Below are 11,600 nucleotides of genomic sequence, written 5' to 3'. Positions count from 1 at the left end.
GCCTCACAGCCCCAGGTCGCTCAGTCCCGGGTGGTCGTCGGGGCGGCGGCCGAGCGGCCAGTGGTACTTCCGCTCGGACTCCTTGATCGGTACGTCGTTGATGCTGGCCAGCCGCACCCGCATCAGCCCCTCGTCGTCGAACTCCCAGTTCTCGTTGCCGTACGAGCGGAACCAGTTGCCGGAATCGTCCCGCGACTCGTACGCGAAGCGGACGGCGATGTGGTTGCCGTCGTACGCCCACAGCTCCTTGATCAGGCGGTACTCGATCTCCTTCGCCCATTTCCGGGTGAGGAACGCGATGATCTCCTCGCGCCCGTGGAGAAACTCGGCCCGGTTACGCCAACGGGAGTCCGGCGTGTACGCCTGCGCCACCCGCTGCGGGTCGCGGGAGTTCCACCCGTCCTCGGCCATGCGGATCTTCTGGATCGCGGTCTCGCGGGTGAACGGTGGAACTGGTGCGGGCATTTCGGCCTCCTGGACGTGTCGGCGGCGTGTGGGCGGCGTGGGCGGTGTATGGGCGGCGTGTGGACGATCCGTGAACAACGAGCGGCAGCGGAGAGGAGGTTGATCAATTCCTCGGGTGCGCCGAATATAACCCGTCGCCGGCGCTCCCACGGCCCACTCGATCGATCGGCCGCTGCCGGGCCGGCGTCCCTCTGTGGGCCGTCGCACCTGTTCACAGCCCTGGTGGCCGCCCCGTCCTCGGCGCCGGATAGGTTGATCCGGTGCATGATCATTCCGGCTCCGGCTCCGGCTCCGGCTCCGGCTCCGGGACCGGGACCGGCGGGTCCGTGGCGGTGACGATCGGCTCCCTCGGGCCGACGGTCTACCTGCCGAGCGCCATCTACAGCCTCGGGCAGGGAGCGGTCGCTCCGGTGGTCGTGCTCTCCGGCACCGCCCTCGGCGCCTCGGCCGGCACCGCCAGTGTGCTGGTCGGCCTCATCGGGGTCGGACAGATCGTCGGCGCCGTACCGGCGGGCGCCCTGATCGCCCGGATCGGCGAGCGGCCCGCGATGGTCTGGTCCAGCGCGCTCGTGGTGCCCGCGCTGCTCGGCTGTGTCTTCGCCACCTCGGTCTGGATGCTCGGCTTCGCGGTGGCCGCGGTCGGACTGGTCGGCGCGGTCTGGGGAGTGGCCCGCCAGACGTACGTCACCGAGGTGGTGCCGTACGCGCTGCGCGCCCGCGCCCTCTCCACCCTCGGTGGGGCGAGCCGGATCGGGGCGTTTGTGGGCCCGTTCGTCGGGGCGGCGGCGATGACCGTGCTCGGCACCGATGGCGGCTACTGGGTCCACGCGGTCGCCGCGGCCGTGGCGGCGACGGTGCTGGTGCTCCTGCCCGGCCTGCCGGTCGACCGGACGGCGGGTACGGGAACCGTGCCGGCCAGGGTCGGCACGCTCGCGGTGATCCGGGACAACCTCGCCGTGCTACGGACCCTCGGCCTCGGTGTCCTCCTGGTCGGGGCACTGCGCGCGGCACGGCAGACGGTCGTCCCGCTCTGGGGCGCGCACCTCGACCTCCACCCCGCCACGCTCAGCCTCATCTTCGGTCTCTCCGGCGCGGTCGACATGCTGCTCTTCTATCCGTCCGGCAAGGTGATGGACCGGTGGGGCCGGCGGGTGGTGGCCGTCCCGTCGATGTTCCTGCTCGGGCTGGCGCACGCGTTGTTGCCGCTGGCCACGACGGTGGTCGGGCTCGCCGGGGTGGCGATGCTGATGGGGTTGGGCAACGGCCTGAGCAGCGGGTTGGTCATGACCCTGGGAGCGGACGTCTCACCCGTGTCGGGGCGGGCGCAGTTCCTGGGCGCCTGGCGCCTCTGCGCCGATCTCGGCACCGGCGCCGGCCCGTTGCTGATCGCCGCCGTCCTGACCGTCGGGTCGTTGACCGTGGCCGTGCTCAGTATGGCCGGTGTGGGTGCCGCCGCCGTCGCCGTGCTGTACCGGTGGATCCCCCGGCCGCCGACCGCCGGGTGACACCAGCCCGGCCGATGTCCGGCCGTCCGCGTACGGGTCGAGCGGAATCCGGGCTGCGCCCGGTCGTCCCGGACGGGCATGCTGGGCGGACGTACAACGGGGGAGGCGTTCGGCGTGATCAATGGGGTGACCGGGGTTCGGGCTCGATCAGCGATCGTGGGGCTGGTCGTCGCTGTCGCGGGACTGGTCGGATGTGTCGGTCGCGACGATCCGGCCCCGGACCAGCAGACCCGGGTTGACCAGGCGTTCCAGCGGTACGCGGACGGTGTACGGGAAAAGGAGGGGGTGTCGGAGCCGCCGACCCAGCACCTGCTCGCCGGAACCGACCAGCTCCCCAACGGGACCAGGATCAGCCTCTGGGTGACCGATCCGGTCGCCAGCGACCACCTCAGAGCCCGCTGCTACTACCTCGACCTGGAGGACCACGGCGGCTGGGTCAGTGGGTTCGGCGGCTGCGGAGGTGCCGACGACCAGGTCACGGTCAACCGCAACAGCGAGATCGTCTTCGGTACGGTGGGCACCTGGCCGGCCACAATGGTCCGGATCACCCGGGGTGGGCCACCGACCGAGGTGACCGTGACCGGCGGCTGGTTCCTCGTCCCGCACGCGGTGAGCGAGCCGACGGCGGCCGGTTACGCGATCGTGCTGGTCGGCGCCGACGGCGCGACGCTCGGGACCGTACGCGACCTGACACCACCGGCCAGCGTCACGCCCGTGACCTGAGCGATCCGCACCCGGACGGGGTGCCGGCCGGCCGGTGACCTGTGACAGGATGCCGACCGTGCGAGCGGTGGTTTTCGACGAGTACGGCGCCCGGCCCGAGATTCGTACGGTGCCGGATCCGCGCCCGCCGGTCGACGGCGTGGTGGTCCGGGTCGAGGCGACCGGCCTGTGCCGCAGCGACTGGCACGGTTGGCAGGGACACGACCCGGACGTCCGGTTGCCGCACGTGCCCGGTCACGAGTTCGCCGGGGTGGTCGCCGAGGTCGGCCCGCAGGTGACCGGCGTACGGGTCGGTGACCGGGTGACCGCGCCCTTCGTCTACGGCTGCGGCCGGTGCGCCGAATGCCTTGCCGGACAGCAGCAGGTCTGCGCACGCCAGACCCAGCCCGGGTTCACCCAGTGGGGGTCGTTCGCGCAGTACGTGGTCGTCGACCACGCGGCGGTCAACCTGGTGGCCCTGCCCGACCAGGTCAGCTATCCGGTGGCGGCGGCGCTCGGCTGCCGGTTCGCCACCGCCTTCCGGGCGGTGGTCAGCCAGGGACGGGTGGCGGCCGGCGAGTGGGTGGCGGTCTACGGCTGCGGCGGGGTGGGTCTCTCCGCTGTGATGATCGCCGCCGCGAGCGGGGCCCGGGTGGTGGCGGTCGACGTGTCCGAGTCTGCGCTCGCCCTGGCCCGCGAGTGTGGCGCGGTGGCCACCGTGAACGTGGCTGAGGTGACCCACGATCCGGGCACGGCCGGCTCAGGGTTGGGCGCGGCGGCCGGTCCGGCACGGGTGGCCGAGGCGGTACGGGACCTGACCGGCGGCGGCGCGCACCTCTCGGTGGACGCGCTGGGCAGCCACGACACCTGCGTGGCCGGCATCCGGAGTCTGCGTCGACAGGGCCGGCACATCCAGGTCGGCCTCCTGCCGGCCGTACTCGGCGCGCCGGCGCTCCCGATGGACCTGGTGATCGCCGGCGAGCTGGAGGTACGCGGCAGCCACGGCATGGCGGCGCACGCGTACCCGGCGCTGCTCGGGCTGATCACCGGCGGGGTGCTGGACCCGGGTCGCCTGGTGACCCGGACGCTGACCCTGGACGAGGCGCCGGAGGCGCTGGTCACGATGGACCGGCCCGGCGCCGCCGGCATCCGCCTCGTCATCCCCTGAGTTTCCCGGGGTGGGTGCCACGGATCAGGCGACCGGGTCCTGTACCGCCGGCTGGGGTTCGGCGAAATGGCAGGCGGCCAGTTGGCCGGGCGCCTTCTCCAGCAGCGCCGGGCTGCTGGTGGAGCAGATCTCCTCGGCTTTCCAGCACCTACTGTGGAACCGGCAGCCCGAGGGCGGGTCGACCGGGCTCGGCACGTCGCCGACCAGCCGGATCCGGGCCTTGGGCGGCGTGCCCCGGACCACGCCGACGTCCGGCACCGCGGAGAGCAGCGCCTGGGTGTAGGGGTGCCTCGGTGTTCCGTAGATCCCGTCCCGGTCGCCGATCTCGGCGACCCGTCCGAGGTACATCACCGCCACCCGGTCGCAGAAGTGGCGTACCACGCCGAGGTCGTGGGCGATGAAGATGAACGCGATGCCGAACTCCTTGCGCAGGTCCTCCAGGAGGTTCATCACCTGCGCCTGGATCGAGACGTCGAGGGCGCTGACCGGCTCGTCGGCGACGATGACCTTCGGCCGGGCGGCGAGCGCGCGGGCGATGCCGATCCGCTGGCGCTGACCACCGGAGAACTCGTGCGGGTAGCGGTTGTAGTGCTCCGGGTTGAGCCCGACCACCTCCAGCAGCTCCTGCACCCGGGCGAGTTCCTTGCCCCGGGGCACGATGTCGTGCACCCGCAGCGCGGTGCCGACGATGGTGCCGACGGTGTGCCGGGGGTTCAGCGAGGAGTACGGATCCTGGAAGATCAACTGAAGCTCCCGGCGGTACGGCCGCAGCTCCCGCTCCTTCAGGTGGGCGATGTCGGTGCCCTGGTAGAGGATCTGTCCACCGGTCGGTTCGAGCAGTCGGGTGATCAACCGTCCGGTGGTGGTCTTGCCGCAGCCGGATTCGCCGACCAGGCCGAGGGTCTCGCCCTCGCGCAGTTGCAGCGAGACCCCGTCGACGGCCCGGATCCTGTGGTCGGCCCGGCCGATGAGTCCCTCGCCCCGGGTGCGGAAGTGCATCTTCAGGTCGCGCAGTTCGAGCAGCGGGGCGCCGGGCACGCTGGGGATGCGGCTGCGCGCCGGCTCGGCCGAGGTCGGGATGGTGCTGGTGGTCATCGTTCGTCCTTCACGGCAGCCGGGGCAGGATTTCCGCCTCGAAGATCTGGTCCGGGCGGTGCAGGTGGCAACGGGACTGCCGGGCGGTGTCGGCGGTCCGCGACACCAGTTCGGGCAGCTCGGCCGCGCAGGCACCGGTTCCCGGCACCCGGTCGGGGAACTCACACCGGGGGTGGAACGCGCATCCGGTCGGCAGGGCGAGCAGACTGGGCGGCAGCCCGGGGATGGGGTGCAGCCGGGTCGGTTCCCCGGAGACCGCGGGGATGCTCTCCAGTAGGCCCCAGGTGTACGGGTGCAGCGGGCGGCCGAGGATCGCGTCGACCCGGCCGTACTCGACCGCGCGGCCGCCGTACATGACCAGGACCTCGTCCGCGATCTCGGCGACCACGCCGAGGTCGTGGGTGATGAACAGGACCGCCGAGCCGAAGTCGCGTTGCAGATCCATGATCAGGTCCAGGATCTGCGCCTGTACGGTGACGTCGAGCGCGGTGGTCGGCTCGTCGGCGATGAGCAGCTTCGGGTCGTTCACCAGGGCCATGGCGATCATCGCCCGCTGTCGCATGCCGCCGGAGAACTGGTGCGGGTGGTCGTCGAGCCGGCGTCGCGGGCTGGGGATGCCGACCCGGCCGAGCATCTCGACCGCCCGTTCCCGGGCGACCCGCTTCGACACGTTGTGGTGTGCCCGGTACGCCTCGACGATCTGGTCGCCCACGGTGAAGTACGGGTGCAGCGACGACTGGGGGTCCTGAAAGATCATCGATGCCGCGCTGCCCCGGTGCCGACGCAGTTCCGGCTGGGACATGCCGACGATCTCGTGGCCGCCGAGCTGGATCGAGCCGGTCATCCGGGTGCTCTTGGGATCGTGCAGCCCCATGATCGCCATGCTGGAGACGCTCTTGCCGGAGCCGGACTCGCCGACGATGGCGAGCGTACGACCGAGCGGCACGGAGTAGCTGAGCCCCTGTACCGCGCGGACCACACCGTCGGCGGTCGGGAACGACACGGTGAGGTCCCGTACCGTGAGGTAGGACTGCTCGGCCGAGCTGTCCATGGTGCTAAAGTTCCGGGTCCGGGCGACCGTCTCGGGCCTACGGCCGTCCGTTCCGGACGTGGCCGAGGGGTTCACCGCCACCTGCGGTTCGCTCATCCGAGCCTCACTCTTGGGTCGAGAATCGTGTACAGGACGTCGATGACCAGGTTCATCGCGACCAGCACCACCGAGCCGATCAGCACCCCGCCCATCAGCACCGGCAGGTCGTACTGGTTGAAGGCGCGCAGGGTGAGCATCCCCAGGCCGGGCAGGCCGAACAGGGCCTCGGTGAAGATCGCACCGGTGAGCTGGAAGGCGAGGTCGAGGCCGAAGATGGTGGCGACCGGGGTGATCGCGGCCCGCAGGCCGTGCCGGTAGACGACCCGCCGTTCGCTGATGCCCTTCGAGCGGGCGGTGCGAATGTAGTCCTCACCGAGCGTCTCGATCATGGAGGCGCGGGCGTAGCGGGTGTACGACGCGGCGTTGGTCAGGCCCAGGGTGAGCCAGGCTGCCAGCAGCCCGGTCGCCCAGGTGGCCGGGTTCTCCAGGAACGGGTGGTAGCCCGAGCGGGGCAGGAAGGTCGCGTAGAGCGAGACCAGGAGCGCCACCACGAAGTACGGCACCGCGTTGATCCCGAGCGCGGATCCGACCATGAACCGGTCCATCGTGGTGCCGCGTCTTCGGGCCGCGATGATGCCGGCCAGGATGCCGACGATCAGGTACACCACCGCGCCGCCGAGGACGATCGAGATGGTGACCGGCAGGGCCTGTCCGATCAGCTTCGTCACCGGCTGCCCGAGCGTGTACGAGTAGCCGAGGCAGGGTGCCGGGCACTTGATGGAGAGGCCGCCTGAGGTGAAGGTCCGCTCGGTCACCAGGCCCTTGAGATAGTCGGTGACCTGGTCGACCACGGGCTGGTCGAGGTTGAGGCTCTTGCTGATCTCGTTGTACCGCTCCGGGGTGCAGCGTTGGCCACAGATCACCCCGGCGGGGTCGGTGGGCGCGACGAAGAACAACCCGAAGCTGGCGACCAGGGTCACGACGACGACGGAGATCGCGCTGGCGATCCGTCGCAGGATGTAGAAGAGCACCGCCAAGCTCCTGGGTGGTCAGTGGGCTGGACCAGGCCAGCCGGAACGAGAGGGGGTGGGCGCCGGTCGGCTGCGGGGTTGCGTTGACCGGCGCCCACCGAGGGGAGGAAGGTCAGCTCTTGAGGAACATGTCCACGTAGAACGGTTCACCCTGGGTGCCGTCGCCGACACCACCGCCGATGTTCGAGCCGATGACGGTGGCCATCTTGACGTAGTAGCGCGGGATGGCCACGTACTTGCCCATGATTTCCTTGTCCAGCTCGCCCCACTTGGCGGTGGCCTGCTCGGCCGGCAGGGCGGCGATCGCGTCGATCTTCGCGTCCAGTTCCTTGTCGGACAGGAGGCCCCAGCTGATCCCGTCGCTGATGCTGTGCGACTGGAACAGCACCGGGAACCAGCTACCGCCGGTGGGCCAGTCCGAGCACCAGCCCGAGGGACCCTGACCCATGTTGACCGGCGCGTCGTAGTCGGCGATCTTGGCGCGCAGCTCGGCGGTGGTGACACCGATCGGCTTCACCGTGAAGCCGGCGGCCTTCAGGGCGTCCGCCCGGATCTGGGCGGTCTGCTGCGGGATCGGCTTGGTGTTGTCGTAGTACCAGCTCAGTTCGAATCCGACCTTGCCGGCCGCCTCCAGCAGCTTCTTGGCGCCGGCCGGGTCACCGGTGCCGGTGCCGCTCAGATCGGGCAGCGGGGCGTACTTGGTGTAGCCCGGCACGCTCGGCGGCAGGATGGTGCTGGACGGCTCGGCGACGTAGCTGTTCAGGCCGCCGGCCTTCCAGATCTGGTCGGACGGGTACGCCTTGGCGATCGCCTTGCGGACCTCCAGCGGGATCTTGCGGGTGTCGAGGTTGACGGCGTAGTTGCACGGGCTGTCGCCCTGCAGCAGTTGAGCCTTCTTGTCGCCGGTGAGCTGCGGGATCAGCGACGCGTCGATCGGGGCGTAGTTGAGCGCGTTGGCGTCCGGACCGTTGCTGTTGAGCACCTGCTGCTGGGTCTTGACGTCTTCCTGGCCCCACTTGAAGTCCCAGCCGTCGACGTACTGGTGCCGGACCGCGTCGGAGTTGGCGTCCCAGTTGGTGTTCTTCTTCAGCTTCAGTTCCGTGCCGGGGGTGAAGGCGTCGAACTGGTACGGGCCGCTGGCCACCGGGTTGTTCTTGTAGTTCTCCTTGGTGTCCTTCTCCTTCGGAATCGGCGCGAACGCCGAGAACGTCAGGTAGAAGGGCAGGTCGGCGAAGGGCTGGGCGAGGTGGATGACCAGCGTGGTGGCGTCCGGGGTCTCCACACCGGCGTAGGTGTCACCACCGGTGTACGGACCCTTGTACTTGTCGCCGTCCTTGAAGTAGGTCAGCTGGTAGGTGGGGCCGTTGGCGAACACGTCGTGGGCGAAGGAGCGCTTGATCGCGTACGCCAGGTCCTCGACCTTGATCTCGCTGCCGTCGGCGTACTTGAGCCCCGACTGCATCTTGAAGGTCCAGGTGAGTTTGTCGTCCGACACGGTGCCCAGGTCGGTGAGGTCGGGTACGAGCACCGACTTGCCGTCCCGGACCGCGTACTGGGTGGGCGTACGGAAGATCAGCTTGGCGATCTCACCGGAGTCGGTGTAGTAGATGTCGGTCGGGTCGAAGCTGTCCGGGGTCGACTGGGAGTAGACGGTGATCGTCCCGCCCTTCTTCGCCCCGGGCACCTCGGCCGCGGGACCCTTCGCGGTCGGGTCGAGCGCGTTCTGCTGGGTGCTGATCGCCGAGGTGTCACCCCCGCCGCCGCTGTTGTTGTTGGCCGAAGGGCTGCCGCATCCGGACAGCGCCAGCGCGGCGGTGACCGCAGCGGCCAGACCCACCTTCATGTGCCTCACAAACGTGCTCCTGTCTTCCTTTTCGGCGGAGACCGATGGTGACGGCTCCGGTCTTCCTGTGCGGCGGACCCCGTCGGTGGCGGGTCCGGTCTTGTGGCGGTCCGGGCTGTGGCGCGGGGCGCCGGTCAGCGGCGGGTCCGTGGGTCGAAGGCATCGCGGACGGCGTCGCCGAGCAGGCTCAGGGCGAGCACCAGGATGGTGATGCCGAGTACCGGCAACCAGAGGTAGAGCGGGTCGGCCCGGTAGTAGGTCTCGGCGGCGGCGATGGTGAGACCCCACGACGGTGTGGGCTCGATCAGTCCGGCACCGAGCACGGTCAACCCGGCCTCGGCCACGACGTAGCCGGGCAGGGCCAGCGACACCGAGACGACGATCGGCGCGACCAGGTTGGGTAGCAGCTCCTTGAACAGGATCTGCCGGGTCGGTACGCCGAGCACCCGGGCGGCCGAGATGAACTCCCGTTCCCGCAGCGAGAGCACCTGTCCGCGGACCAGCCGGGCGAGGCTGGCCCAGCCGAAGAAGGAGAGTACGCAGATCAGCGAGATGAAGCGGATCTTCGCGACCTGTTCCGACGAGGCGCCCTCGGCGCCGCCGAACATCGCCACCAGCACGGCCGAGCTGGCGATCGCGAAGAGCAGGTACGGCAGGCTCAGCACCAGGTCGATGAGCCAGGAGAGAATCCGGTCCACCCAGCCACCGGAGAAGCCGGCGACCAGGCCGACGACGACCCCGACGAACGTGGTGATCGCGGTGACCGTGACCGCGACGATGAGCGAGGGTCGGGCCCCGTAGACCCAGCGGGCGAAGAGGTCACGCCCCAGGCGCGGTTCCACCCCGAGCCAGTGCTCGCCGGTGGGGCCGATGGTCGGGAAGCCGAACTCGTCGATCAGGTCCTGGTGCAGCTCGGTCGGGCTCTGTCCCTCCAGTTTGGCCAGCAGCGGTGCGAAGATCGCGATCAACGCGAAGGCCAGGCAGATGATGGCGCAGGTCATCGCGACCCGGTCGGTGCGTAGTCGGGCGAGGGCGATCCGGGTCGGCGACTTGCTGACGGTCTTGACCTTGGCCGACGGCGGTGTCGGATCGGCCACCGCGAGGCCGGTCGTCTCGCCGGCACCGGTTGCGCCCGGACCTGTGACCATCGGCTCCACCCGGAGACCTCCTTGTACGCGCTGATCGCTGTGCATCAATCGGCCCGAACCGGGGCTAGCACGGCTTTTCTAAGCCGGGAACGCTAGACCTGCCAAAGGTGGCCTTCCTAGGTCTTGCTTGTAACAGATCAATTTCCAGAGACCACTTACATCGTTGCTTTGGGCCGGAACCGTGGGTTGGGCGGCAAAAGAGTTGCGGAGATGCTCATGTCCGCATACTTAGCGTGATGTTGGGGTTGACTCTCATGTCGGGTTGTCGCGACATCTAGAGCATCGGATGGATCAATCTCCTGGTCAAAGCGATCGACGACGATAGTCGTTTCGATGAGTGGCCAGCGAGCACTAGCTACCCAACGTAGCGACGCTCGTCGCTCCCGACTCCGGGTCAGTGCCGGAAATGCCTGCTTCCGGGCGCCTGGCGTGGCTGGGAGCGGGGGGTGGCGCGCAACGGTGGACAGCGTTGGGCGACAGTTGGTCCCATGACGTACGTGGAGCGGGGCGAGGTGGCGCGACCATGGCGTGTCGAGACCCGGCCCTGGGACGATCCAGCGGGTCGGGACCTGCGGGCCCGGCAGCGCGCCGAACTCGACGCCCGCTACGGCACCGACGAGCACGAGCCCGGCACACCCCCGTCGGAGTCCGACATCGCGGTCTTTGTCGTCGCCCTCGACGTGGCCACCGCCCGGCCGCTCGGCTGTGGAGCACTGCGCCAACTGTCCCGGGACTCGGCGGAGATCAAGCGGATGTACGTCCTCCCGGACGCGCGCGGAACCGGGGTGGCAACGGGTCTGCTCCGGGCACTGGAGTCGGCCGCGATGGACCGGGGCTGGACCACGCTTCGGCTGGAGACGGGCACCGCCCAGCCGGACGCCCAGCGCTTCTATCAGCGCGAGGGTTACCACCCGATCGAGGCGTTCGGTAGTTACGTGGGCTCGGACCTGTCGCTCTGCTACGAGCGCCGGCTGCGCTGACCGCCCCGTGACCTGCACCGGGGCGGGACAATCTCGGCCAGTAGTCTGCGATCATGGCGGACTGGGAGCTTCGACCCGCTTCGGCGGTGGACGTCGAGGCGGTGGCCGAGCTGCGGGCCGTGGTGCTGCGGGCGGACCTGGAGCGGCTCGGGCGGTACGACGAGTGTCGGGTTCGGCAGCGCCTGCGGGAGCGGTTCGTGCCGGCGCACACCTGGGTGATCGAGGTGGGCGGTGCGTTCGCCGGCTGCGTGGCGCTGCGGCCGGCCGAGGACGCCCACTGGCTGGAGCACTTCTACCTCTCCCCGCACCTGCACGGCGGCGGCATCGGTGCGGCGGTGCTGCGCGAGCTGTTGGAGCGGTGCGACCGCGACGGCATCCCGGTCCGGCTGCAGGTGTTGCAAGGCAGTGCGGCCCGGCGGCTGTACGAGCGGCACGGTTTCACTCTCGAGGCCGAGGATCCGGTGGACGTGTTCATGGTGCGCGAGCCCGCCGGCCAACGTTCTGTCTGAAGGTGCCCAGCGAGGTCCGAAGTGGATGGACGAGAGTCCGGGTACGGGCAAGCGAAATCGTTTA

Annotated in this window: 11 protein-coding genes; 5 read left to right on the top strand and 6 right to left on the bottom strand. The window is 69.8% G+C overall.

Annotated elements, in window-relative coordinates; genetic code table 11:
• Positions 1 to 3: 3 nt before the first annotated feature.
• Positions 4 to 465 (bottom strand): nuclear transport factor 2 family protein, encoded by a 462-nt coding sequence (locus BDK92_RS01775; protein ID WP_121153976.1) that lies wholly within the window; start codon positions 463 to 465, stop codon positions 4 to 6.
• Between the two features lie 260 nt (positions 466 to 725).
• On the opposite strand from BDK92_RS01775, the gene BDK92_RS01770 reads away from it, so the two are divergent.
• From BDK92_RS01770 to BDK92_RS01760, 3 genes are all read left to right on the top strand, one after another.
• The gene (locus tag BDK92_RS01770; RefSeq protein WP_211349015.1) at positions 726 to 1,970 is read left to right on the top strand and encodes an MFS transporter; all 1,245 of its coding nucleotides are present in this window, start codon (positions 726 to 728) and stop codon (positions 1,968 to 1,970) included.
• Positions 1,971 to 2,084: 114 nt separating this feature from the next.
• Positions 2,085 to 2,693 (top strand): hypothetical protein, encoded by a 609-nt coding sequence (locus tag BDK92_RS01765; RefSeq protein ID WP_147456877.1) that lies wholly within the window; start codon positions 2,085 to 2,087, stop codon positions 2,691 to 2,693.
• 49 nt (positions 2,694 to 2,742) lie between these two features.
• Positions 2,743 to 3,840, top strand: a complete 1,098-nt coding sequence (locus BDK92_RS01760; RefSeq protein WP_246016720.1) for a zinc-dependent alcohol dehydrogenase family protein — start codon at positions 2,743 to 2,745, stop codon at positions 3,838 to 3,840.
• A gap of 24 nt (positions 3,841 to 3,864) precedes the next feature.
• Here the strand turns inward: BDK92_RS01760 and BDK92_RS01755 are convergent, their stop codons facing one another.
• The 5 genes from BDK92_RS01755 to BDK92_RS01735 form a co-directional block, all read right to left on the bottom strand.
• Positions 3,865 to 4,935, bottom strand: coding sequence for an ABC transporter ATP-binding protein (locus tag BDK92_RS01755; protein ID WP_121153972.1), 1,071 nt, complete (start codon positions 4,933 to 4,935; stop codon positions 3,865 to 3,867).
• A 10-nt stretch (positions 4,936 to 4,945) separates the two neighbouring features.
• Positions 4,946 to 5,986, bottom strand: coding sequence for an ABC transporter ATP-binding protein (locus BDK92_RS01750; RefSeq protein ID WP_121161477.1), 1,041 nt, complete (start codon positions 5,984 to 5,986; stop codon positions 4,946 to 4,948).
• Positions 5,987 to 6,078: 92 nt separating this feature from the next.
• The gene (locus tag BDK92_RS01745; RefSeq protein ID WP_121153970.1) at positions 6,079 to 7,056 is read right to left on the bottom strand and encodes an ABC transporter permease; all 978 of its coding nucleotides are present in this window, start codon (positions 7,054 to 7,056) and stop codon (positions 6,079 to 6,081) included.
• Positions 7,057 to 7,168: 112 nt separating this feature from the next.
• Positions 7,169 to 8,899, bottom strand: a complete 1,731-nt coding sequence (locus tag BDK92_RS01740; protein ID WP_121153968.1) for an ABC transporter substrate-binding protein — start codon at positions 8,897 to 8,899, stop codon at positions 7,169 to 7,171.
• Positions 8,900 to 9,033: 134 nt separating this feature from the next.
• Positions 9,034 to 10,047 carry an ABC transporter permease gene (locus BDK92_RS01735; protein ID WP_121161475.1) on the bottom strand — a complete coding sequence of 338 codons (1,014 nt, stop codon included), beginning with the start codon at positions 10,045 to 10,047 and terminating at the stop codon, positions 9,034 to 9,036.
• Positions 10,048 to 10,535: 488 nt separating this feature from the next.
• On the opposite strand from BDK92_RS01735, the gene BDK92_RS01730 reads away from it, so the two are divergent.
• Positions 10,536 to 11,027 (top strand): GNAT family N-acetyltransferase, encoded by a 492-nt coding sequence (locus BDK92_RS01730; protein ID WP_121153966.1) that lies wholly within the window; start codon positions 10,536 to 10,538, stop codon positions 11,025 to 11,027.
• 53 nt (positions 11,028 to 11,080) lie between these two features.
• Entirely contained in the window at positions 11,081 to 11,536 is a 456-nt protein-coding gene (locus BDK92_RS01725; RefSeq protein ID WP_121153964.1) for a GNAT family N-acetyltransferase, read from the top strand.
• The last annotated feature ends 64 nt before the right edge of the window (positions 11,537 to 11,600 follow it).

The sequence above is a fragment of the Micromonospora pisi genome, from assembly GCF_003633685.1.
Classification (GTDB): domain Bacteria; phylum Actinomycetota; class Actinomycetes; order Mycobacteriales; family Micromonosporaceae; genus Micromonospora_G; species Micromonospora_G pisi.
Note: the sequence above shows the minus strand (reverse complement) of the source record. Positions and strands in the feature narration are given on the sequence as shown.

What these genes read in the sequence shown, in the direction of transcription:
- BDK92_RS01740 (WP_121153968.1), bottom strand. Translation starts at nt 8,899, where the DNA reads ATGAAGGTGGGTCTGGCCGCTGCGGTCACCGCCGCGCTGGCGCTGTCC.
- BDK92_RS01735 (WP_121161475.1), bottom strand. Translation starts at nt 10,047, where the DNA reads ATGGTCACAGGTCCGGGCGCAACCGGTGCCGGCGAGACGACCGGCCTC.
- BDK92_RS01725 (WP_121153964.1), top strand. Translation starts at nt 11,081, where the DNA reads ATGGCGGACTGGGAGCTTCGACCCGCTTCGGCGGTGGACGTCGAGGCG.
- BDK92_RS01775 (WP_121153976.1), bottom strand. Translation starts at nt 465, where the DNA reads ATGCCCGCACCAGTTCCACCGTTCACCCGCGAGACCGCGATCCAGAAG.
- BDK92_RS01750 (WP_121161477.1), bottom strand. Translation starts at nt 5,986, where the DNA reads ATGGACAGCTCGGCCGAGCAGTCCTACCTCACGGTACGGGACCTCACC.
- BDK92_RS01730 (WP_121153966.1), top strand. Translation starts at nt 10,536, where the DNA reads ATGACGTACGTGGAGCGGGGCGAGGTGGCGCGACCATGGCGTGTCGAG.
- BDK92_RS01755 (WP_121153972.1), bottom strand. Translation starts at nt 4,935, where the DNA reads ATGACCACCAGCACCATCCCGACCTCGGCCGAGCCGGCGCGCAGCCGC.
- BDK92_RS01760 (WP_246016720.1), top strand. Translation starts at nt 2,743, where the DNA reads ATGCCGACCGTGCGAGCGGTGGTTTTCGACGAGTACGGCGCCCGGCCC.